Source organism: Actinoplanes sp. NPDC049598 (genome assembly GCF_040675435.1).
In the GTDB taxonomy this organism is placed as follows: domain Bacteria; phylum Actinomycetota; class Actinomycetes; order Mycobacteriales; family Micromonosporaceae; genus Actinoplanes.
In genome coordinates, this window is record NZ_JBFAOX010000039.1 from 14,393 (window position 1) to 37,187 (window position 22,795).

The 22,795-nt window shown below is 71.3% G+C and carries 20 protein-coding genes; 7 read left to right on the plus strand and 13 right to left on the minus strand.

Annotated features, from left to right (window positions below; translation table 11 throughout):
* The first annotated feature begins 10 nt into the window (after positions 1-10).
* The 3 genes from AB0J66_RS46010 (at position 11) to AB0J66_RS46020 (ending at position 3,298) form a co-directional block, all read left to right on the plus strand.
* The gene (locus AB0J66_RS46010; protein WP_364674747.1) at positions 11-409 is read left to right on the plus strand and encodes a hypothetical protein; all 399 of its coding nucleotides are present in this window, start codon (positions 11-13) and stop codon (positions 407-409) included.
* Between the two features lie 60 nt (positions 410-469).
* Positions 470-1,093 carry a tRNA (guanosine(46)-N7)-methyltransferase TrmB gene (gene trmB, locus AB0J66_RS46015; protein WP_364674876.1) on the plus strand — a complete coding sequence of 208 codons (624 nt, stop codon included), beginning with the start codon at positions 470-472 and terminating at the stop codon, positions 1,091-1,093.
* A 90-nt stretch (positions 1,094-1,183) separates the two neighbouring features.
* Positions 1,184-3,298, plus strand: a complete 2,115-nt coding sequence (locus tag AB0J66_RS46020) for an ATP-binding protein (RefSeq protein ID WP_364674749.1) — start codon at positions 1,184-1,186, stop codon at positions 3,296-3,298.
* 3 nt (positions 3,299-3,301) lie between these two features.
* Here AB0J66_RS46020 and AB0J66_RS46025 read toward each other — a convergent pair whose 3' ends face one another.
* Positions 3,302-3,481, minus strand: a complete 180-nt coding sequence (locus AB0J66_RS46025; protein ID WP_364674752.1) for a hypothetical protein — start codon at positions 3,479-3,481, stop codon at positions 3,302-3,304.
* 62 nt (positions 3,482-3,543) lie between these two features.
* Here AB0J66_RS46025 and AB0J66_RS46030 point away from each other — a divergent pair, with 62 nt between their 5' ends.
* Together AB0J66_RS46030 and AB0J66_RS46035 are read left to right on the plus strand one after the other, a co-directional pair.
* Positions 3,544-3,885, plus strand: coding sequence for a PadR family transcriptional regulator (locus tag AB0J66_RS46030; RefSeq protein WP_364674755.1), 342 nt, complete (start codon positions 3,544-3,546; stop codon positions 3,883-3,885).
* Positions 3,882-4,913, plus strand: a complete 1,032-nt coding sequence (locus AB0J66_RS46035) for a hypothetical protein (protein ID WP_364674758.1) — start codon at positions 3,882-3,884, stop codon at positions 4,911-4,913. The genes AB0J66_RS46030 and AB0J66_RS46035 overlap by 4 nt, the downstream gene beginning before the upstream one ends.
* 968 nt (positions 4,914-5,881) lie before the next feature.
* On the opposite strand, the gene AB0J66_RS46040 is transcribed toward AB0J66_RS46035, so the two are convergent.
* The 6 genes from AB0J66_RS46040 to AB0J66_RS46065 all read right to left on the minus strand — a co-directional run bounded on the left by AB0J66_RS46040 (position 5,882) and on the right by AB0J66_RS46065 (position 15,686).
* On the minus strand, positions 5,882-6,391 hold the full coding sequence (locus tag AB0J66_RS46040; RefSeq protein ID WP_364674760.1) for a peptidase M23: 510 nt from the start codon (positions 6,389-6,391) through the stop codon (positions 5,882-5,884).
* A gap of 172 nt (positions 6,392-6,563) precedes the next feature.
* On the minus strand, positions 6,564-8,342 hold the full coding sequence (ggt, locus tag AB0J66_RS46045; RefSeq protein ID WP_364674763.1) for a gamma-glutamyltransferase: 1,779 nt from the start codon (positions 8,340-8,342) through the stop codon (positions 6,564-6,566).
* A gap of 49 nt (positions 8,343-8,391) precedes the next feature.
* On the minus strand, positions 8,392-10,308 hold the full coding sequence (locus tag AB0J66_RS46050) for an ABC transporter ATP-binding protein (RefSeq protein WP_364674766.1): 1,917 nt from the start codon (positions 10,306-10,308) through the stop codon (positions 8,392-8,394).
* Complete coding sequence (locus tag AB0J66_RS46055; RefSeq protein ID WP_364674768.1) at positions 10,305-12,062, minus strand: ABC transporter ATP-binding protein; 1,758 nt, start codon at positions 12,060-12,062, stop codon at positions 10,305-10,307. Before AB0J66_RS46055 ends, AB0J66_RS46050 begins: the two co-directional genes overlap by 4 nt.
* 14 nt (positions 12,063-12,076) lie before the next feature.
* A complete protein-coding gene (locus AB0J66_RS46060; RefSeq protein ID WP_364674771.1) occupies positions 12,077-13,282 on the minus strand; it encodes an MFS transporter in 1,206 nt (401 codons plus the stop codon).
* 919 nt (positions 13,283-14,201) lie between these two features.
* A complete protein-coding gene (locus tag AB0J66_RS46065; RefSeq protein WP_364674774.1) occupies positions 14,202-15,686 on the minus strand; it encodes an alpha/beta hydrolase in 1,485 nt (494 codons plus the stop codon).
* 105 nt (positions 15,687-15,791) lie between these two features.
* Between AB0J66_RS46065 and AB0J66_RS46070 the strand changes: the two genes are divergently transcribed.
* On the plus strand, positions 15,792-16,892 hold the full coding sequence (locus AB0J66_RS46070; RefSeq protein WP_364674776.1) for a PQQ-dependent sugar dehydrogenase: 1,101 nt from the start codon (positions 15,792-15,794) through the stop codon (positions 16,890-16,892).
* 5 nt (positions 16,893-16,897) lie between these two features.
* Here AB0J66_RS46070 and AB0J66_RS46075 read toward each other — a convergent pair whose 3' ends face one another.
* The 4 genes from AB0J66_RS46075 to AB0J66_RS46090 all read right to left on the minus strand — a co-directional run bounded on the left by AB0J66_RS46075 (position 16,898) and on the right by AB0J66_RS46090 (position 19,941).
* Positions 16,898-17,149: a hypothetical protein gene (locus tag AB0J66_RS46075; protein ID WP_364674779.1), complete on the minus strand. Its 252-nt coding sequence runs from the start codon at positions 17,147-17,149 to the stop codon at positions 16,898-16,900.
* Between the two features lie 89 nt (positions 17,150-17,238).
* Positions 17,239-17,526, minus strand: a complete 288-nt coding sequence (locus AB0J66_RS46080; RefSeq protein ID WP_364674782.1) for a hypothetical protein — start codon at positions 17,524-17,526, stop codon at positions 17,239-17,241.
* Positions 17,527-17,538: 12 nt separating this feature from the next.
* Entirely contained in the window at positions 17,539-19,209 is a 1,671-nt protein-coding gene (locus AB0J66_RS46085; protein WP_364674784.1) for a sodium:solute symporter family protein, read from the minus strand.
* A 75-nt stretch (positions 19,210-19,284) separates the two neighbouring features.
* Positions 19,285-19,941 (minus strand): TetR/AcrR family transcriptional regulator C-terminal domain-containing protein, encoded by a 657-nt coding sequence (locus AB0J66_RS46090; protein ID WP_364674786.1) that lies wholly within the window; start codon positions 19,939-19,941, stop codon positions 19,285-19,287.
* A gap of 81 nt (positions 19,942-20,022) precedes the next feature.
* On the opposite strand from AB0J66_RS46090, the gene AB0J66_RS46095 reads away from it, so the two are divergent.
* Positions 20,023-21,189: an FAD-dependent monooxygenase gene (locus AB0J66_RS46095; RefSeq protein WP_364674789.1), complete on the plus strand. Its 1,167-nt coding sequence runs from the start codon at positions 20,023-20,025 to the stop codon at positions 21,187-21,189.
* Here the strand turns inward: AB0J66_RS46095 and AB0J66_RS46100 are convergent.
* Together AB0J66_RS46100 and AB0J66_RS46105 are read right to left on the minus strand one after the other, a co-directional pair.
* Positions 21,140-21,796, minus strand: a complete 657-nt coding sequence (locus AB0J66_RS46100; RefSeq protein WP_364674792.1) for an HAD family phosphatase — start codon at positions 21,794-21,796, stop codon at positions 21,140-21,142. The two genes, AB0J66_RS46095 and AB0J66_RS46100, sit on opposite strands and share 50 nt — an antisense overlap.
* Complete coding sequence (locus AB0J66_RS46105) at positions 21,793-22,665, minus strand: LLM class F420-dependent oxidoreductase (RefSeq protein ID WP_364674795.1); 873 nt, start codon at positions 22,663-22,665, stop codon at positions 21,793-21,795. Before AB0J66_RS46105 ends, AB0J66_RS46100 begins: the two co-directional genes overlap by 4 nt.
* Between the last annotated feature and the right edge of the window lie 130 nt (positions 22,666-22,795).

Here is a 22,795-nt window from a genome sequence, read left to right on the forward strand (position 1 = left end):
TGGAGGAAACATGTCCGTCTCCGGTCTCGGCACCGCACGAACCCCGCACCCACCGATCACCCCGGTGCACCGGGCCTCCCGCACGGAGAAGCCCCCGGCGCCCCGCAGCGACTTCGACACGCTCACCGGAGCCGACCGCGAGCTGATCTTCCAGGTCACCGGGCAGCGCGTCCCACCCGGTTTCGACCCGGCCAAGGAGCACCCGACGGCCTTCGCCGCGATCATCGCCGGTGAGCGCGCGGCCGGCCGTCTCGCGCCCGGCCAGGAGGCCTCGGCCCTCTACATCAAGGACCTCAACCGGCGGTACGAGCGCACGGGCGGCCCCAATCCGGTGGCGCCGTACATGGACAAGGCCCTGTCCTACCTCACCGCAACCACGGCCGCCCGCCGGATCGACGTCAGCGCCTGAAAAACTGGGCGGGTGCAGCATCACCCACCGATCCGTACCTTCCATCCGCGCCGGGGCCGCATGTCGGCCCGGCACGCCGACGCCCACGCCGAGCTCTGGCCGCGCATCGGCCTGACCGTCGAGGACGGCGACCGTACGCCCCTCGACCTGCCCGAGCTCTTCGGCCGGGACGCGCCGGTGGTGCTGGAGATCGGCTTCGGCATGGGTGACACGACCGCGGCGATGGCCGCCGCCGACCCGGCCCGCAGCTACCTGGCCATCGAGGTGCACACACCCGGCATCGGCAACCTCCTCGCCCTGGCCGGCGAACAAGGCCTGACCAACCTGCGCGTGGCCCGCGGCGACGCCATGGAGCTCGTGCACCGGCTCGCACCGGCCTCCCTCGACGCCGTACACATCTTCTTCCCCGACCCGTGGCCCAAGGCCCGCCACCACAAACGCCGCCTGGTCCGCCCCGGCAACGTGGCCCTGCTCCGCGAACGCCTGCGCCCCGGCGGCATCCTGCACTGCGCCACCGACTGGCCCCACTACGCCGAAACGATGGCCGAGACCCTCGACGCCGACCCCGGCCTGCAACGCCTCGACACCGGCCGCGCCACCCGCCCGGAAACAAAGTTCGAACGCCGCGGCACCCTCGCCGGCCGCCCCATCACCGACCTGCGCTACCGCCGCCGCGCCGGGTAGGCGCAACGACGCGTACCTCGGGAATTGGGGCTTTCAAGGTATTGGCACCTTATAGGGTGAAGGGAACGGAGGCGGGCCGGAAGGTAGGCGATGCGGCGAGAGGAACCCGGCCTGGGCGGCGGACGACCCGCGCCGGACGCCGGGGGTGGGCTCCCGTGGCGGCCCGAGGGGCTTCTGGAGCAGGTGGCCGAGCTGCATCGCGGGGTGCTGACCAGCGGGGCCGCCGATCAGCTGGCGGCGCTGGTGGCGCGGGCCGCGCACGCGCCGGTCGGGATGATCCACTTCGTGCAGGCGGGCAAGCTCCGGCTGTACGGAGGGTACGGGCTCACGACTCCGTGGGAGGACGTGGCCGACACGCCCCTCGACGATTCGCTGGCCGGTCTGGTCGTGCGCGGGGACGCGCCGCTGGTGATCGACGACATCGGCGCCGACGAGCGGGTGCCCGCCGACAGTCCCGGGTCCGGTGGCGCCTATCTGGGGCACCCGATCCGGGACCGGGACGGCGCCGTGCTCGGCATCTGCTGCGCGGTCGACGAGCGGCCCCGGGCCTGGTCGGCCGCGGACATCGCCTCGGTGGCCGAGGCGGCGCAGGTCAGCACGCTGCTCATCACCGAACAGCTCAACCGCTACGAGATCGACCGGCAGCGCCGCTTCCTCGACGCGGTGCTGGACAGCTTGCACGATGGGGTGACCGCATGTGACGAGCGGGGGCGGATCGTCTTCGTCAACGAGCGGATGCGCAAGCTGTGGGGCGACAGCGGCCTCTCCGACGAGACGCTCGACCAGCTGACCGACGGGGACGGCAAGCCGATCGGGCGGGACGATCTGGGGCTTTTCCGGGCGCTGCGCGGCGACCACGTCACCGACACCGAGGTCGTGCTGCACGGTCAGCACGGCCGCTCCCGGCACTACCTGGTCGACGCGCACCCGATCGTCGGGCCGGACGGGCACACGGTCGGCGCGGTCCAGGCCGTGCAGGACGTGACGCGGCGCAAGCGGGTCGAGCGGTTCCGCACATGCGAGCTGGCTGTGATCACCGCGCTGGCCGAGGCGCCCAGCATCGAGGCGGCCGGGCCGCGCGTGCTGGAGTCGGTGGTCAGCACGCTCGACTGGGTGCACGCCGAGTTGTGGCTGGTCGACAAGGCGGCCGCGGTCGTGCGGGCGGCCGCCCGGTGGAGCGCGCCCGGCTGGCAGGAGGACATCGAGACACCGGTCGATCTTCCGTACGGCAAGGGTCTGGCTGGTCGTTCCTGGCAGGTCGGCAAGCCATTGTGGATCCGGGACGTGGGCCGGCCGCAGAGCCTGATCGCGGCCGAGACCGCGGCCACCTCGCGGCTGCACACGGCGCTGGCCATCCCGGTGCGGGAGGGTTTCGAGACGCTGGGCGTGCTCACCGTTTTCGCCGACACCATCGAGGACCCGGAGGACGAGCTGCTCGCCCTGATGTCGGGCATCGCCGCGCACATCGGCCAGTTCGTGGAGAAACGGCTCGTCGAGGACCTGCAACGGCAACTGATCCGTACGAAGAACGAGTACCTCGCGCTCGTCGGGCACGAGCTGCGGACGCCGTTGACGTCGATCAGCGCCTACACCGAGCTGCTGCGCGAGGCGGACGAGAAGTCGCTGGTGGCCGACGGCCCGCGGCTGCTCGAGGTGATCGAGCGCAACACGAACTCGCTGCGCGACATCATCAACGAGCTGCTGGAGCTGAACGCGCTCGACACCGGCCACGCCGACGTCCAGCTGACCCCGATGGACCTGGCCGAGGTGGTCCGCGACTCGGTGGCCAAGGCGCGGGCCGCCATCGACGGCGCCCCGCTCGTGATCGAGGACGAGGTGCCGGACGAGCTGGTCCTGCCGGGCGACCGCAAGCGGCTGCGGCAGGTGGTGGACAACCTGCTCGGCAACGCGGTCAAGTACAGCCCCGACGGCGGCCGCATCGGGGTGACGCTGCGGGCGACCGGCCACGCGGCCGAGCTCGCCGTCTCCGACACCGGCCTCGGCGTCTCGGCCGAGGAGCGGGAGAAGATGTTCACCGGGCTTTACCGCACGGCCCGGGCCCGCGACGGGGCCATGCCGGGCACGGGCCTCGGGCTGACCCTGAGCCGCGCGGTGGTGAGCAAGCATCACGGCAGCATCGAGCTGCTGGACCACGAGGGTCCGGGGACGACCGTGCTCGTCCGCCTGCCGCTGGTCACCCGCTGATCGTCAGTCCGGCGGCTCCTGGCGGTTGGCCTTCGTCTCGTTGATGCCGGCGTTGGTGCTGCCGTCGGCCGGCGTGGTCGCCGTGGGCGTCTTGTCGGTGGTGAACTCGCCGTGCTCCTCGAGGCCGCTGACGTGCTGGTCGGTGCTGGAACCGGCGTCCTTCTCATCGCTCTCATCGCTCATCCTCCGCGAGTACCCGTTCTGAGGGCTTTCACCATACCCTCGGAGCCGATATATTCCGTGACGTGGAAACACCGCTTCGAGAACCGACGTTCCTGATCCTCACCGCGCTGGCGGGTGCGGCGCTGCACGGCTACGCGCTGATCACCGAGGTCAGCCGCCTCTCCGACGGCCGGGTGACGCTGCGGCCGGGCACCCTCTACGGCGCGCTCGACCGGCTGGCCGACGCCGGCCTGGTCGAAGTCGACCACGAGGAGGTGGTCGACAGCCGGCTGCGCCGCTACTACCGCCTCTCCGAGCAGGGCGGCGAGATCCTGGCCGAGGAGACCGAGCGGATGCGCCGCAACGTCGAGGCCGCCACCGCCCGACTGCGGGGCGTGACCCGGCTCAAGGAGGGGCTGGCATGAGCGACCTGGAGCGCCGCTATCTGTGGCTGATCGGCTTCTTCTACCCCGGCTCGTACGGGCACGGGCGCGCCACCGAGCTCGTCGGCACCTACCTCCAGCTGGCCGCCCCCGGGCAGCGCTGGCCGACATTCCGCGACGTGGCCGACCTGGCCGGCGGCGGCGTGCAGCAACACCTACGGGCCACGGCGGCGACCAGCCTGCGCCCGGGCCTGCGCCTGGCCGGGGTCCTCGCGCTGCTGACCGGGGTGGCCCTGGCCGTGCGCTGGTCGGTGCTCGAGGTGCAGCCGTCCCACGAGCAGTGGAGCCCACCCCCGGTCGGCCCGTTCGTGTCGCTCGGGGCAGCAGTGTGGGCGGCCTGGCTCCTGACGGCCGTGGCCTTCGCGGTCGACCGGGGCCGCGGGTGGGCGCGCATGGCGACGGGCCTGGCATTGGTCATCACCGTGGCCGTGGTGCCGGTGTCAACACTGACCGGTTTGCTGCGACCACCGCTGTTCGTGCTCGTGGCCCAGGCCGCGCTGGGCGTCGTCGCCCTCGGCGCCGGCGGCGGCTTCCCGCTGTGGGTGCGGCTGCTGCCGCTCGGCGTGGTCGCGGCCACGGTGCCGATCGTCCTCCAGTCCCTGTCGAGCGGCGATTCCATCCTCGGCTACTACGGCTACACGATCGACCAGACGCTGACCGCAGCCGGCATCACGCTGCTCATCGCCGCGGTCCTGCTCGGCGTAACCCTCGCCGCCCGGGGCGACGCCGCAGGCGGCTGGGCCCTGCTGGTCCTCATCGGACCGATCGGCATGCTGTTCCTGCGCGAGATGGCCGGCACCCTCGCGTCCCAGTGGTACGGCGGCGGCCCGATCCCGGACTGGAAGACCCTGGCCACCAGCGCCATCATCGTCACCACCACGGCCGCAGCCGCCCTCCTCTTCACCCTCACCATCCGCCACCACATCGCCGCCCGCCCCGACCACCGCTGCGCGTCGTGCGGCGCCCCCGCCCGCAAACAGCTCCCCAACCACGACCAGGCCCACCCGTGACGAGCCCCGCCCACAGCCGCCCCCAGCCACACCCGCGCGACTCTGAATAAGCCGGACCGCCTTGACGGGCCGCCCAGGCTGAGCGAGCCCGCCGGCGCCGAACCGACGGGCCGCGCGGGCCTGGCGGGCCGGCCGCGACACCCACGCGGGCCGGGCGGGGGTGGGCCGGGGCGGGCCGGGCGGAGGTGGGCCGGGGCGGGCCGGGCGGAGGTGGGCCGGGGCGGGCCGGGCGGGGGTGGGCCGGGCCGGGGCGGGCCTTGGGGGCCTCGCGGACCAGGCTGGCCTCGCAAGCCTCGCGGGCGAACCTCACAGGCCCGACCGGCGGGGCCTCGAGGGCGAGCAGTGTGGGCCGAGTTGCGCAGGTCAGGCCTAGTGGAGCCGGACGGTCCGGCCTCCTGGCCGCCGCCCTCGCCCGCGACCGTGAAAGACCTGAGGCGCGGGTGACCGACCGACCGGTTCGGCCGGCCGGGCATGCTGAGCGGACCTGTCGGGGCAAATCGCGCGACAACGGCTGGCGCGGCGGGCCGGGCTGAGTGGCCCGGCTTGGTGAACCGGGCGGACCGGGCCTTCCTGGTCGCCTTCTCCTACGCGGCCATCGCCCACGGCCGCGAGAGGTCTGACGCGCGGGTGGCTGGCCGATCGGTTCGGCGGGCCTGGCCGGCCGATCGGTTCGGCGGGCCTGGCCGGCCGATCGGGGCCGAGCGGGCCCGGGCGGGCCGGACAGACCAGGTAGGCCGAGCGGGCCTGGTGAGCCGAGTGGACCCCATCGGCTCACGCACCCCGTCGGCCCAGCACCTCGTCAGACCAGGGCACCCCATCAGCCCACGCACCCCGCCGGCCCAGCCGGGCCACCAGACGAGGGCACGAGCTGGCTGCCTACTAGCGCCGCGATGGGCCAGCGGACGCGCCGGGCGGATCTGGTGGGCCGGCGGACCCGGTAAGCCGGACAGGCTGGTGGCGGAGGAAGGTCAGGCGTCGGCGGTGCAGGTGGTGGTGGGGGCGTTCAGGGCTTCGACCAGCTTGGTGGCGGCGGGGGTGTGTTTGGCGTAGGCGTTGGGGAAGGCGGAGATCTGCACGGCCTGGGCAGCGTCGGTGAGGCGCATGGACTGCCAGCCGTCGATGCGGAGGAGCTTGTCGTAGAACTTCTGGGTCTGGTAGGCCGGGTCCGACAGCTGTTTGGGGGTGCCCCAGCCCTGGCTCGGGCGCTGCTGGAACAGGCCGATGGAGTCGCGGTCGCCGCCGCGGAGGTTGCGCAGGTGGGACTCCTGCAGGGCGGTGGCCACGGCGATCACCTGGCCGGCGCTGGGTACCCGGCGGTCGTGGCCGATGTCGACGATGAGGCGGGCGTTGGCGATCTGCTCGTCGCTCCACTTGTCGAGGGCCGTGGGGGCGGCCGTGCAGGCGGCGTTGGCCCGCAGCAGGGGGCTGATGATGAAACCGGCGAGGACGGCGACGACGATCACGAAAAGCGGGCGCACGACGGCGAACAGTACAGGTCATCGATGTCTGTGATCCAGGGGCGAAACACTAGATCGTCCGTGCGCCGGGGCGGCATGGCTCCCCGGGGATCCGCTGTGGACCGAACGGACATTCCGCCAGGGCGGGGCGGCCGGCGGGCATGGCCGGGAGGGCCGGCCATGCCCGCGGGGATCAACGGGTGGGGTGGACTACTGCGGCGGCGCCGCTTCCGCGGCGTACCGGCTCGGCCGTGGCTATGAAGCCGCCCCGGGGGGTCAGTTCGATGGCGGTGGCGGCGCCCAGCTCGGCCACGTCGGGGCCGAACGTGTGACCGAGGGCGGTCAGCGCCGGGCCGTACGTGGTGTGGAAGGCCGGTTCGGCCTGGATGCCGGCCGTGTTGCGCTGCGAGGCCCGCGGGGCGGCCATGGCGGCGGGCAGGGACTGGCCGAGGACCAGGCGGTTGACCAGGATCTGCAGGACGGTGGTGATGATGGTGGCGCCGCCGGGCGAGCCCAGGGCCAGGAACGGCTTCCCGTCCTTGAGCACGATCGTCGGCGACATGGAGCTGCGCGGGCGCTTGTTGGGGCCGGGCAGGTTCGGGTCGGCCGCCGGGGCCTGCGTGTTGGTGAAGTTGAAGTCGGTCAGCTCGTTGTTCAGCAGGAAGCCGCGACCGGGCACGACCATGGCGTTGCCGCCGGTCTGCTCGATGGTGAACGTGTACTCGACGACGTTGCCCCACTTGTCGGCCACCGTCAGGTTCGTGGTGCTCATCCCCTGCTCGGCCGGGCCGCCCACACGCGCCGGCGTACAACCGGTGGCGTTGATGTCGCCCGGCGGGACCGGCTTGGTCAGCGCCTTCGCCGGGTCGATCTGGCAGGCGCGCTGGCCGGCCCACCGGTCCGAGACCAACTTCTTCAGGACCTCAGGCCGGGTGTACGCCCCGACGTAGCGGTTCCGGTCGGCGAAGGAGAGGGCCGATGCTTCCAGGTAGTAGTGCAGCGCGTTCTGCGGAGTGACCTTGGCCTTCTCCAGGATGTTCAGGGCCTCGCTGACCGCCACCCCGCCGCTGGACGGGGTCGACATGCCGTAGACGGTCAGGCCCCGGAAGTCGGAACGCGTCGGAGACGGCGTACGGACCCGGTAGTTGCGCAGGTCGGACGTGGTCAGCGTGCCCGGGCGGATCGGGTAGGCCCAGTCGCCGATGGGGTCGGCCGCGACCGGCGGCCTCTGCACGGTCCGGACGATGTCGGCACCGACCGGGCCGTTGTAGAGGACACCGATGCCCTTGCGGGCGATCAGGCGGTACGTGTCGGCCAGATCCGGATTGCGCAGCGTGGAGCCGACCGCCGGGGGCGCGCCGCCGGGCAGGTAGATGTCGCTGGTCGACTCGAACTGGCCGAACGCGGCCGCGTTGTCGGCCACCTGCTGGCGGAACGTCGCGTCGACCTTGAAGCCGCGGTCGGCCACCTTCGCGGCGGGCTGCAGAAGGCTGGCCAGCGAGCGGGTGCCCCACTTGCGGGCGGCCGTGTCCCAGGTGGCGAGCGTGCCCGGCGTGCCGACCGACAGACCGGAGACGCGCGCCTCCGGGAAGTCGTACGGCTGGCCGTCGGCCGGGTCGATGAAGTGGGTCTCCTTCATTGTCGCCGGGCCCGACTCGCGGCCGTCGATCGTGGAGACGGAGCGTTTGCGGGCGTCGTAGTAGACGAAGAAGCCGCCCCCGCCGATGCCGGCCGAGAACGGCTCGGTCACGCCGAGGGTCGCCGCGGCGGCCAGGGCGGCGTCGACCGCGTTGCCGCCGCGGCGCAGCACGTCGAGGCCGACGGCGGTCGCGGTCGGGTCGACGGTGGCCACGGCCCCGCCGTACCCGGTGGCCGTGGGGGCGAGGGTGGGAGTGCCGGCGAGAGCCGGTGTGGGGGCGGCGAGCGCCGTCGCCGAAAGGGAAAGCGCAGCCAGTACCGGCAAGATCCGCATCGATCCTCCGAAGTAGTCAGAGCTGACGGTCTATCTCTGCCTACCAGACTCAGTGCGAATGTGCCGCCCACGTCTCGAACATTGCCGCGTACGGGCCACCCGCGGCCACCAGCTCGGCGTGCGAGCCGGACTCGATGATGCGGTGGTGGTCGACCACGATGATCCGGTCGGCCCGCATCGCGGTGGACAGCCGGTGGGCGACCAGGATGGCCGTCCGGCCCTCGAGCAGGGCGTCCAGGGCGGCCTCGACGCGCAGCTCGGAGCGCAGGTCGAGGCTGGAGGTGGCCTCGTCCAGCACGACCACCCGGGGCGAGGCCAGGAAGGCGCGGGCCAGGGCGAGCAGCTGCCGCTCACCCGACGACACCGACTGGCCGCGCTCGTGCAGCGGGGTGTCCAGGCCCTCCGGCGAGCGTTCGACCAGCTCACGCAGGCCGACCGCGTCCACCGCGGCCCACACCTGTTCGTCCGTGGCCTCCGGGTGGGCGAAGGCGATGTTGTCGCGCAACGTGCCGGCGAACAGGAACGGCTCCTGCGGGACGACCCCGATCTGGCGGCGCAGCGACTCCAGGGTCACGTCGCGAAGGTCGTACCCGTCGATCTTGATTGCGCCCTGGGAGGGGTCGTAGAAACGCGTCACCAGTTTGGCCAGGGTCGACTTGCCGGCGCCGGTCGGGCCGACGCAGGCGACCGTCTCGCCCGGGGCGATCCGCAGGTTGACGCCCTCCAGGACCGGGCGGTCGGGCCGATAGCCGAAGGTCACGTCGTCGAAGACGATCTCGCCCTCGACCGGCGGCAGCGTGGCGGTGCCGGGCACGACGGACGGCTCGGACGAGAGCAGCCCGCGGATCTTGCCGATGGCCGCCTTGCCCTGCTGGTACTGCGTGTAGAGCTGGACCAGCTGCTGCACCGGCTGGAAGAACGAGTTGATGTAGAGGACGAACGCGGTCAGCTCGCCCACGGTCAGCTCGCCGCGCAGCACCATCCGGCCGCCCAGCAGCAGCATCACGGCCATCGCGATCAGGCCGATGACCGACGTGCCGGGGCCGTAGATGGCGTTGATCCGGCCCGTCCAGTCGTTGGCGTCGCGGTACGAGCCGACCACCTCGCGGTGCGCCTCGACGTTGCGCTCCTGCCGGTTGTGCGCGGTCACGACGCGTACGCCGTTGAGGGACTCGGCCAGATCGGCGAACATCGCGGCGATGGTGTCGCGCTGGCGGTTGTAGCCGCGGTCGGCGGCGTGCCGGAACCACAGCGACGCGATCGTCAACGGCGGCACGACCAGCACCAGCGTGATGATCGCGAGCTCGGCGTTGTAGTGGAACAGCACGCCGGTGACCACGACCATGGTCAGCCCCTGGATGAGGAACTGGGCGAAGCCGTCCTGCAACAGGTTCTGCAGCGACTCCACGTCGGAGGTCATCCGGGTCAGGGTGACGCCGGCCTTCTCCCGCGTGTAGTAGTCGAGCGACATGCGCTGCAGGTGGGCGAAGATGCGGATCCGCAGGTCACGGGTGGCGGCCGCGGCGAGCAGGCCGCTCTTGCGCATCCGGATCGCGGTGGCCAGGCCGGTCAGCAGGATCGCGGCCACGAAGCAGGCGGTCGCGATGACGAGCACCCGGACGTTGCGGTCGGCAATTCCATGATCGATACCGACCTGTACGAGATAGGGCCCGGCCTGCAGCAGCAAGGTCTCGACCAGGATGGCCAGGGACGCGGCGATCAGCAGACCCGGCCGGCCGATCAGCAGCCGGCCGATGGAGATCCGCGCGCCCTGGTCGCCGTGCGGGTCGTAGCGGGCGCCGGGGTCGCCGTGGTCGGGTTCGCGGGACTCGAGCTTGGCCACGCCCTCGGCCAGGTCGTCCGGGATGCCGGAGAACGGCAGGCCGTTGCCCTTGCGGCCGGCCGCGCCCATCGTGGGCCGCCCACCGGTGTTGAAGCCGCCGAAGCCGCCCCCGAACATGCTCATGCGGTCACCTGCGCAGCCAGAACTTCCGCATAGCGCGGTTCGGTCGCCAACAAGGATTCATGGGTGCCGTCGGCGATCACGCGGCCGTTCTCCATCAGGACCACGCGCTCGGCCAGGCTGATCGTGGAGAGGCGGTGGGCCACGATCAGGGTCGTCCGGCCGCGCATCTTGTCGCGCAGGGACGAGTGGATCATTTGCTCGACCGTCACGTCGATCGCGCTGGTCGCGTCGTCCAGCACCAGGATCGGCGGGTTGACCAGCAGCGCCCGCGCGATCGCGACCCGCTGCCGCTGCCCGCCGGAGAGCGTGTAGCCACGCTCGCCGACCACAGTGTCGTACCCCTCCGGTAGCTTCCGGATGAACTCGTCGGCGCCGGCGGAGACGGCGGCTTCGACGACTTCGTCCCGGGAGGCGTGCGGCTTGCCGTACGCGATGTTGTCGTGGATCGAGAGGGAGAAGAGGAATGGCTCGTCCGGCACGATCCCCACCTGCTCGCGCAGCGACGCCAGGCTCAGATCGCGCACGTCGTGCCCGTCGATGCTCACCCGCCCCGACGTCACGTCGTAGAACCGCGCGGCCAGCCGCCCCAGCGTCGACTTGCCGCTGCCGGTGCCGCCGACCACCGCCACCGTCTCCCCCGGCTGGATGCGCAGGTCCAGGCCGTCGAGGGCGACGGTCCCGTTGGGGTACGCGAAGACGACCCCCTCGAACGCAAGCTCGCCGCGCAACGGCACGACGACCGGGTCCGGGCCGTCCACCACGTCGGACGGGGTATCGAGGATCTCGTAGATGCGCCGCGCCGACGCCGACGCCCGCTGCCCCATCATGATCATCATGCCGAGCATCCGGAACGGCGGCTGCAACATCAGGACGTACGAGTTGAAGGCGACGATCGTGCCGATGGTGGTGTGCCCGTCGATCACCATGAGACCACCGACCAGCAGCACCAGGGCCAGCCCGAGCCGGGGCAGGTTGTCGAGCAGCGGGTTCCACCGGCTACGGATGCGCGCGTCCTGGCGGTACGCCCAGCGGATGCGGTCGGCGCTCTCGGCCAGCGACCGCAGTTGGCGCCCCTCGGCCGCGAACGCCTTCACGATGCGTACTCCCTGGATGTTCTCGTCGACGACAGTCGCGAGCTGGGCCAGGCGGGCCTGGATGAGCCAGGAGACCGGGAAGATCGCCTTGCGCATGCTGACCCCGAGCACCCCGATGACCGGCATGGTCACCATGGCCACGATGGCCAGGGGCACGTTGATCGAGAGCATCAGGCCGAAGGCGACGACCGCGATCAGGCACTGCACGAGGATCGACGGGCCGAACGAGAGGTACATCTGCACGGCCCGGATGTCGGAGCCGGAACGCGACATCAGCTCGCCGGTCTGCACCCGGTCGTAAAAGCCGAACGGCATCCGCACCAGATGCGAGTAGACGATGTTGCGCAGGTCGTACTCGAGCTCGTACGCGGTGCGGAGCAGGTAGAGCCGGGCCAGGTAATTGATCAACCCTTGGATCAGGGCCAGGCCGACGATCCACCAGACGTACTTGGTCAGGTCGCCGGTCCGCTCGACCACCGCGTCGTCGATCCCGATCCGGACCAGGTTGGGGATCTGCACCTGCACGATCAACCCGACGAAGGACAGGGTGAGCGACGTGATGAGCAGGGTCTTGTGGGCCTTGACCAGCGGCAGCGCCCGGCGCAGCCAGCTCTTGCGGACGTCGCGGTCGATGGACGCCCGGGGCGCTCGGCGACTCAAAGGCGCCTCCTCATCTAGTTAGCCTGGCTAACAATACTCGCGGCGGGCGGCCGCGCCGGGGTAACCCGCCCCACCAGGACGACGGCCACCGCGCCCAGCGCCTGACAGACCCCGATCCCGACCAAGAGGGCCACAATTCCGGCATCCGCCGCCAACCCGGCGACGGCCGCGCCGGTGGCGGCCGCGGTGACTTTCACGCCGGCCCCGAGTGTGAAGACCTGCGTACGAATCTCCGGCGGCGACTCCTGATCCCGTACGGCAAAGACCGCGACCGAGACCGGCACGCCCAGCGCCCCCGCCACAGCGAAGAGCGGCAGCCCGGCCCAGCCGGGCGGAAGCAGGGTGAGCAGGAAGAACGGCACCGCCGTGGCAGCCAGCGAAACCGCCACCACCGACTCCGGCGACCAGCGCCGGATCGGCCACCGGGTGAGCACCAGCGAGGTGAGCAGCCCCCCGGCCGCCCCCGCCGACAGCGTCAGACCGGTCAGCTCGGACCGCCCCGCCTCATCAGCCAGCAACGCGGCGACCAGCGGCAGCGCACCCACCCCGAGCATGCTGAAGATCGTCCCGAGGGTGACCGCCCCCAGCCGCGGCCGCCGAACCATGACCACAACCCCCGCCAACGGCGACTCGATCCGAAACCGCCGCCGCTCGCCCGACGGCGCGGAAGAGCGCCCGGCGGGCAGTGGCAGCGAGACGACCAGAAGCGCGCCGGCCACGACCAGGGCGACCAGGGCCGTGACCGACCAGGAGGCGCCCGCGAGATCGGCCACGACGGCGGCCAGAGCCGGCCCGGCGATCCCCGCGATGCTGTACGACATCACGTCGAACCCGAACGCACGCTCCAACCGGCCCGGCGCGAGATCGCCGAGCAGGCTGCTCAGCCCACCGATCAGCAGCGGCGCGCAGCAGCCGGCGAGCACCAGGAGCACGACCGAAGCCGCCGTCGAGTGACCGATCAGCTCCGCCCCGGCCAGCAGCGCACCCGCGTACCCCAAGAAGGCCAAGAAGTAGAGCAGCCGCCGGCTGCGCGCGGCATCGGCCAGCGCCCCCGTGACCGGCGCGGCCAGCACATGCGGCACCATCAGCGCCGCGATCAGCAGCCCACCGAGCGCCTCGTCCCCGGTCCGGTCGAGCGCCAGCAGCAGAATCGAAACCCGCGCCCCCTCATCGGCCAGCCGCGCACACACGGCAGCCCCCACATAGCGGGTCAAAATCATCGCGGCGGCCCCCGTGCCCTCGTTCCCGCCGAATCCTGTACCCCGCCCGCCCGCACCTGAACGACCGGCCTTACCACATCCCATTGATCCGTAGGCGCTATCCACAATGACCGGTCATCCACAGCGCCCCGTCCTGATCATGCGACCCCGCGGGAGAATGGCATCGGGGCGGTCCCCCGGGTGGGTGGGCACTGTGGGGCGCGGCCCGAGCGGGCGGACCTGCGGGCACGGCCGGTCTGGCGCGCGGGGCGCAGCGGGCTCGACATGGGCGGGTGCAGCGTGCTCAACGCGGGCGGATGCAGTGCGCCCAACGCGGGCAACGGCCCCGGCCCTGGCGCGGAAGGCGCGGGCAGACGGGTTGGTGGGCGAGCGCGGCACGGCAGACAGGGCGGGTCAGGGCGAGGGCGGCGCGAAGGCGCGGGCACGGCAGGCGCGAGCGCAGCACGGCAGGCGCGGGCGCAGCACGGCAGGCGCGAGCGCAGCACGGCAGGCGCGGGCGCAGCACGGCAGGCGCGGGCGCAGCACGCCAGGCGCGGGCGCAGCACGCCAGGCGCGGGCGCGGCACGGCGGGTCAGGGCGAGGGCCGCGCGAAGGCTCGGGCATGGCAAGCGCGGCATGGCAGGCGCGGGCGCGGTGGTCGGGGCGGCATACGCGGCGACCGAGCGCGGGACGGCAAGCGCGGCGGTTGGCGTGCGGCAAGTGCCGCCGGGCGCGCGTGGCGGTAGGGCGGCACGCACGGCGGCAGGGCGGCACGCGCGGGCGGCGAGCGGGCGAAGCGCGACACGGCATGGCACGGCGAGCGCGGCGCGGTGGGCCTGGGCACATCGAGCATCGGCTCGCGCGGGCGGCGAAGACGGCGCGGCCGATGGGGGACGGCGCGGCCGATGGGGGACGGCGCGGCCGATGGGACGCCGAGGGATCAGCCAACCCCGAAGGGCTGGGGATCCACCTTCGGGCATGTCGTGCGGGCGGCGGGCACGGCCAGCGTCGTCAGGTACTTGTCGATGGCGGTGGCCACGCATGGGCTTCGGCTGTAGATCACATGGCCCCAGCCGTCGTAGGTCAGCAAGGTGGCTCGGGGGCCTAACTGCCGCGTCACGCGCTGGGCCCACGGGTAGGCGGTGGCCGGGTCGTGGCGGGAGTTGACCAGCAGGATGGGGGCGGTGGTGCGGGGTGGCGGGGCCGGCCGCTGCGGGTTGTCCGGTGGGGACGGCCAGCCCAGGCAGCCGGCTACGGCGGCGAGGGCCAGCGGGGAGACCAGCATCTTCGGTGAGCGGCGGGCCAGGGTTTGCAGGCGGCCGTTGAGGTCGCCGAAGCTGGTGATCGGGAGGCGCCAGTCCTCGCAGATGACCGCGGGGAAGCTGTGGTCGATCAGGTCGACCGGTGGGGGCGGGGCGCTGCGGGCGGTGGGCTTGGCAGCCAGCGCGTCCCGCAGGTAGTAGGCGAAGGAGTACCACTGGGGCTCGTAGAACGCCGCGAACGCGGCCCCGATCAGACCGGACAAGGTCAAGGGCTGGGGCGGGTCGTACGGGTTCTGCAGTGTGCCGGCGCGGGCCCGGGACACGGCTGTGGCCCACACCTTGGTGACGTCCTGGCCGCGCAGGATGCACTGGGGGTCGCGGCCGCACCAGGCGATGAACTGGTGGAAGGCGTCCTCGGCGGCGTCGGTCTCCTCGGTCAGGAAGGCGTTGAGGTCGACGCTGTGGTCCATGACGCCGTCGAGGGCCAGCGCGCGCAGGCGGGCCGGGTAGAGCTGGGCGTACTGCTGGCCGATCAGGGTGCCGTAGGACGCGCCGTAGAAGCTGATCTTCTGTTCGCCCAGGGCGGCCCGGACGGCGTCCATGTCGCGGGCGACGCTGGCCGTGTCGACGTGCGGGAAGACGGGGCCGGTGCGGGCGGCGCAGTCGGCGGCGAGCTTGCGGTTGTGGGCGATCGTGGCGTCGTACGCCCGCTGGCTGGTGATCAGCGGGTCGGGCTGGGCGTCGACGAGGTCGCGGGAGCACAGGACGGGGGTGCTGCGGCCGACGCCGCGCGGGTCGACGCCGATGATGTCGAAGCGGGCGCGGACGTCGGCGCCGAAGAAGGTGGTGGCGCCGAAGGCGAAGTCGACGGCCGAGCCGCCGGGGCCGCCCGGGTTGACCAGCAGCGCCCCGAGCCGGCGGGCGGGATCGGTGGCCTTGCGGCGGGCGATGGTCAGCATCACGGCCGGGCCGGACGGGTTCTTCCAGTCGGCCGGGACGTGCATCGTCCCGCACTGGACCTGGGCGTCCTCGGGGCAGGCCTTCCAGGTGATCGGGTAGGTGGCCGCGGAGACCGGGGCCGGTGTCACCCCGTACGCGAGCAGGGTGATCACGGTGAGGATCGCGGCCCGGAAGGGTCGCGCGGTTGCTCGCACGCGCTGCATCTCCGCCCTGCACGGCCGTTCGCCGCGCGGCCCCATCTTCGGACGAACGAAGATCGCGGGTCTGGCGAATGGGTGAAGTCCACCGGGGCGTGGCACCGTTGACCGATGACTGCCGCCGCACGAACGCGTCTCGCCTTCGCCGCCGCCGGAACGGCGCTGCTCGTCGGCTGCTCGGACGCGGAGAGCACGCCGAGGGGCGAGGCCACCTATGCCGCCGCACCGAGCACGTCGAGCTCGGCGGGCGCGAAAGATCTGAGACTGGAGAACCCGCAGACCATCGCCACCGGGATCGAGGTCCCCTGGGGCCTGGCCTTCCTGCCCGACGGCAGCGCCCTGGTCAGCGAGCGGGAGAGCGGCGACATCCTGCGCATCCCGGCCGGCGGCGGCGACCCCACCACGGCCTATCACGTGGACGGCGTGTCGGCCGAGGGCGAGGGCGGCCTGCTCGGCATCGCCGTCGACCCCGGCTACGACGAGAACAAGTACGTGTACGCGTACTTCACCGCCGCCGGCGACAACCGGATCGTCCGTTTCGACGGTGACCGGAAGGCGAAGGTGATCCTTGACGGGATCGACAAGGCCGGCATCCACAACGGCGGCCGGCTGGCGTTCGGCCCCGACGGCTTCCTCTACGTGGGCACCGGTGACGCCGGGGACGGCCGCGCCGCGCAGGACCGCGACGACCTGAACGGCAAGATCCTGCGGATCACCCGGGACGGCGCCGCCGCGCCCGGCAACCCCACCGAGGGCTCCCCCGTCTGGTCGCTGGGTCACCGCAACGTGCAGGGTCTGGCCTGGGGCGCGGACAAGAAGATGTACGGCATCGAGTTCGGCCAGAACACGTGGGACGAGGTCAACGTGATCGAGCCGGGGAGGAACTACGGCTGGCCCGAGGTCGAGGGCAAGGCCGGCGACACCCGGTACGAGGACCCGATCGTGCAGTGGTCGACCGATGAGGCCTCGCCGTCCGGGGCGGCTGTCGCCGGCGACAACTTGTACGTGGCCGGGCTGCGCGGCGAGCGGCTCTGGGTCGTGCCGTTGAACGGTGGCGGCGAGCCCCGGGCCGAGCTCGGCGGGACGTACGGCCGTCTGCGCACGGTCGCGGTGGAAAAGGACGGCTCGCTGTGGGTGACCACCTCGAACAGAGACGGCCGCGGGGATCCGCAGGACGGTGACGACCGGATCCTGCGGTTCCCCGCGGCCTAGAGCATTTACTTGTTGTTGGGTGGCAATTCGGGAAGGGCCGAGATCGCGGCGGCGTACACCGCGATCTGACGGCCGTTGGGCACCACGCCGACGGCGCGGAGCTGGTCATGGATGGCCTGCGCGACCGAGTCCTCGGTTTGTCCTCGGTGGGTCTGCATGACCTTGTTGACCACGTAGTCGACTCTGACCTGTTGTTGCCACCCGGCGGAGCGGTAGCCGCCGCTGGTGGCGTAGCTGATGGGGGCGACGCGTTCCATGCCGTGTCTATCGGACGGCGGGCGCCCGCACTCCAAGGATTGGGGAGGCGGTGCAACCCGACCGCAACCGGGTCACACCGTCTCGGACATCAGTGGCGGTCGCCGGTGGGGCTGACATCCTCGGAATCGGTCACTTCGGGGGCTTTGGGCGGGTTGAGCCGGAGCCAGAGCAGGAACAGCACACCCAGGACGAGCATCGCGATGCCCATCCAGAGGTTGATCCGGACGCCCTCCGCCTTGTCGATCTCCGACTGGTTGTCGAAGATTCCGAGCAGCGTGACGATCACGCCGTACACGACGAACAGGCCGCCGATCACCCGCCGTACGTCGAAGAGCCGCGCCGCCGCGGAGGCTTCTTTCTTCTCGTCTTCAGCCATGACGGGCTCTCCTTACCAGACCGGGATGTACAGGACGAAGGCCAGCACGACCGCGATCGCACCGAGCAGGACCGGGTTGCGCCACCACACCTTGTCTCCCGCGATGATCGTCTCGCTGCTGGTGCTGGAGCCGCCCAGGCCGTAGACGAGGCCGCGCAGCTCCTCCTCCGGCTTGGCCGGGGTGAACAGGCTGACCAGAATCGCCACGACGACCGCGGTGATGAAGGCCGCGCCGGCGCCCCAGAAGCTCTCCTCCAGGTCGGAGTTGAAGTGGATGGTCTCGGTCAGGTGCCCGATGTACAGCGCCAGCGAGGCCAGGAAGCCCAGCAGCAGCGACCAGAAGCCGGCCCAGGACGACATCCGCTTCCAGAACATGCCGACGATGAAGGTCGCGAACAACGGGGCGTTGAACAGCGAGAACAGCGCCTGGATGTAGTTCATGATGTTGTCGTAGCCGGCCGCGATGAACGCGGTGCCGATGCCGATGACCACGCCGCCGAGGGTGGCCCAGCGGCCCACCTTCAGGTAGTAGTCGTCGCTGCGGCCCTTGCGGATGTAGGGCTGCCAGATGTCGTACGTGAAGACGGTGTTGAACCCGCTGACGTTGGCCGCCATGCCGGCCATGAACGAGGCGAGCAGACCGGTGACGGCGACGCCGAGCACACCGTTGGGCAGCAGGTCACGCATCAGCAGCGGGATCGCGTTGTTGTAGGTCAGGTCGCCCGACTCGGCGCCCAGGCCCTTGACCGTGACCAGGGCGATCAGGCCGGGGATGACGGTGACGACCGGGATCAGCAGCTTGGGGAAGGCGCCGATGATCGGCGTACGCCGGGCCGCGCTCATGTCCTTGGCCGACAGCGCCCGCTGGACCTCGGCGAAGTTCGTCGTCCAGTAGCCGAACGAGAGCACGAAGCCGAGGCCGAAGATGATGCCGATCCAGTTCGCGCCGAGCGGGTTGTCACTGGAGGCGGTGTTGGCCCAGGTGTGCAGGCCGGCCTCGCCGAGCGAGGTCTGGCGCACCTTGTCGAACAGGCCGTCGATGCCGCCGACCTTGACCAGGCCGACGATCGTGATCGGGAGCAGACCGGCCAGGATGACGAAGAACTGCAGCACCTCGTTGTAGATGGCCGAGGAGAGGCCGCCGATGCCGATGTAGATCAGCACGATGGCCGCGCCGAGGCCGATCGAGACCCACAGCGGCCAGCCCAGCAGCGCCTGCAAGATCAGCGCTAGGGCGAACAAGTTGACGCCGGCGATCAGGACCTGGGCCACCGCGAAGCTGACCGCGTTGAACAGGTGGGCCGAGTTGTTGAAGCGCCGCCGCAGGAACTCGGGGACGCTGTGCACCTTGGAGCCGTAGTAGAACGGCATCATCACGATGCCCAGGAACACCATGGCGGGCACGGCGCCGATCCAGTAGTAGTGCAGGGTCATCAACCCGTACTGGGCGCCGTTGGCGGCCATGCCGAGGATCTCCAGCGCGCCCAGGTTCGCCGAGACGAATGCGAGACCGGTGACCCAGGCTGGCATCGAGCGGCCGGACAGGAAGAAGTCCGCGCTCGTTTTGATCGCTCTCCGCGCCGCGAAGCCCACACCGAGCACCGTGCCGAAGTAGAGGATCAGGATCAGGTAATCGAAGATGTCGAGGTCGAGCCGTAGGCCGCTCGCCGCAAGTACCTCCACAGGCCACCTCCATGGCGAAAGTCGCCATGGCCTACCCCATGCGAAGATCTTTCACACCTGAATGTGTCCTTCGCGTTACCGGCGTTGGATGAGGACCTCCATCCCGTCTAGGATCCGCTCGATCCCGAACCGGAAGGCCTGGTCCTGGCCGCCCCGGGCGGCGGCGTCGGTCACCGCCGCGGTCAGCGCCGGAAATCGATCGGCATGCTCGCGCAGCACCAGCCCGATGGTGGCGGTCAGCTCGCTTTCCGCGGTGCCGGACTGGCCGGCGATCATCCGCACCTGCCCGGCGATGGTGGCCACGGCATCCATCCGCTCGGCCCCGGTCAGCCCGGCCGGCAGCACAGTCAGGGCGCTTTCCATCCACGCCAGCTCGTTCGGCCCGATCGGCCGGGCCCCGGCGGTCGCCTCCAGGGCCCACCGGTGCGCCTCGTAGCGCTCGAGCAGAGACGACGCCCACGCCGACAGCGCGTCCCGCCATGACAAATCCGACAGATCCCCGGGCGGCCCGCCGAGCGCACGCTCGAGCATCACCGCCACCAGCTCGGTCTTGCCGGGCACGTAGCGGTAGAGCGACATCTTCGTGAAGCCGAGCTCGGCCGCGACCCGCTGCATGGAGACCGCCGGGAGCCCCTCGGCATCGGCCACCGCGATCGCGGCCCCAGCGATCTGATCAAGAGTCAGCGCCGGCTTGGGGCCGCGGGTCCGCGGCCGCTCCTCCCAGAAGAACATCTTGCCTCTCCTCCAAACAGTGTCTACCGTACACAGAATAAATCGAGTCCGGTGGACACAGTTTGGAACGGGGAGGACGTCATGAAGGTTCTGATCTCGGGCGCGAGCATCGCGGGGCCGGCGCTGGCCTACTGGCTGGGCCGCTTCGGCCTCGAGCCGGCCGTCGTGGAGATCGCGCCCGAGCTGCGGACGGGCGGCAACGCGGTCGACTTCCGCGGCCCGCTGCACATGGGGCTGCTGGAGCGGATGGGCGTGCTCGACGAGCTGCGCGCCGTCGAGACCGGTGGCACGGCGATGCGCTTCGTCGACGCGAGCGGCGCCAAGCTGATGGAGTGGCCGGCCGGGCTGGCCGGCGGCGATCTGGAGGTACGCCGCGGCGACCTGGCCCGGATCCTCGTGACGGCCGGCGCCGATCACACCGACTACTTGTTCGGCGACAGCATCGCGTCCCTGGACGAGCACGAGGGCGGGGTCGACGTCACGTTCGCGAGCGGCCGGCAGACAACGTTCGATCTGGTGGTCGGGGCGGACGGCGTGCACTCGCGGGTGCGGCGGCTGGCCTTCGGGCCCGAGGAGCGCTTCGTCAAGCATCTGGGCTATTACGTGGCGACCTGGGCCGCGCCGGGCACGGAAGAAGACCTCGTCCTCTACAACGAGCCCGGCCGCATGATCAGCACCGGCCGGGACGGGGCCTTCGCCGCTTTCGTCTCGCCGAAGCTCACCTACGACCGCCACGACCTCGCCGAGCAGAAGTCGATCCTGCGGGACCGTTATGCCGGCATGGGCTGGCGGGCTCCCCAGCTGCTCGACGCTCTGCGGAAGGCCGACGATCTCTACTTCGACCAGATCTGCCGGGTCGACGCCCCCGAGTGGACGCGGGGCCGGGTCGCGCTGGTGGGCGACGCGGCGAGTGGGGCCACGATCGGCGGGCAGGGCAACGGCACGGCGCTCGTCGGCGCGTACGTCCTGGCCGCCGAACTGGCCGCCGCCGGCGGCAACCACCGCGAGGCCTTCGGAGCGTACGAGAAGCGGATCGGCCGGTTCGCCCGCGGCACCCAGAAGGGTGGCGACACGACCGGCCGATTCCTGGCCCCCAGGACGGCCCGCGGCATCCGTCTGCGCAACTACCTGAACAACCGCCGGTGGTTCCTCGACCTGACCTTCAAGATCGCGGCCGACCGGGCCACGAACCTGGAGCTCACCGCAGAGCCGCGACCGCTTCGGCCGTCACCTCGCCGACCCGCTTGACGACCAGGGACGCCCCGGCCAGCGCGTCCGGCGCCGGTGGGTAGACGCCGTGCGGGACGGCGATCACTGCCATCCCGGCGGCGGCGGCCGAGCGCAGGCCGTTGCTGGAGTCCTCGATCGCCGCGCAGTCGGCCGGCGCCACCCCGAGCCTCTCGGCCACGGCCAGATAGACATCCGGCGCCGGCTTGCCCCGGGGCACCTCCTCGGTCGACATCGTCACCTGGAAGGCGCCGGTCAGGCCGGCCGTGGCCAGCACCTGGTCGATCAGCACCCGGGCCGACGAGCTGGCCAGCCCGAGGGTGAAGGTCGAGCCGAGCCGGCGCACCACGTCCACTGCGCCGGGAATGAGCGGCAAGTCAGATTTGTACCGCAAGGCCATCTGCCCGAGCACATCGTCGGCCACCTGCTGCGGTGTGCGCGGAACGCCGACTTCCTCCGCGAGGTGGGTGGACCACTCACCCGTACTCATGCCCATCATGCGATCTTGCGTATCGGGCAGGAAGGACCGGCCGAAGGAGGCGACGTAACTGCGGCGGACGTCCTCCCAGACCTCCTCGGTGTCGATGATGACGCCGTCCAGGTCGAAGATCACCGCGGAGACGGTCACAACGCCTCCGCCGCCGGCACGATCTCCTTGGCGAAGATCTCGAACTGCTTGGTGTCCCACACGTTGCGCAGGCCGCCGTGCCCGACCTCGAAACCCATCGCGGCGTACCGGGTGAGGGCCTCGATGATCTCGCCGGTCTTCTCGCCCCTCTCGCCCAGGTCGAAGGGGACCATCACGGTCTTCTGGATCTCGTCGTAGTCACGGCCGACGTCCTCGCAGTGCTGCTTGAGCACGTCGAGCTTGTGCTGCAGCTCCGGCACCGGGAACAGATTGCAGGCGTCCGCGTACTGCGCGACCAGCCGCAGCGTCTTCTTCTCGCCGCCGCCCCCGATCAGGATCGGCGGGCGCGGCCGGCTCAGCGGCGCCGGCGAGTTCAGCAGCCGGCCGAGCCGGTAGTGCGTGCCCTCGAACGGCGTCTCGTCGCCGGCGAACATCTGCCGGCAGATCTTGAGCGCCTCCTCCAGCCGCTCGAAGCGCTCCTTGGTGGGCGGGAACGGCAAGCCAAGGCCCTTCGACTCCTCCTCGTTCCAGGCGGCGCCGATGCCCAGGATGGCCCGGCCCCCGGAGAGCACGTCGAGCGTGGTCACCGCCTTGGCCAGCAGGCCCGGCTCGCGGTAGACGACCCCGGTGACCAGGGTCAGCAGCTTGGCCCGCTTGGTGTGCGCGGCCAGGAAGCCCAGGGCGGTGTAGGCCTCGAGCATGTCCCACTCGGGCGGGCCGATCGGCCCGATCTGCCACAGGTGGTCCATCACGCTGATCCGCTCGAAGCCGGCCTCGTCGGCCGCCGCGGCGACCTCGCCCAGCACCGGCCCCAGCCTCGGCGCTCCCTCGGGCCAGGTGAAGTTCGAGATGTGCAAGCCCAGTTTCACGGCCGTTCCCTTCGCACGCAGCGATAGACAGAGAAAAACTTAACCCCATTTGCTGTACGGAGGGTGGCGGCGTCCCAAACGCGGGGACGGGTTCGACCCGCGGGACCGATCCTCCTCGGCCGAACTGGTG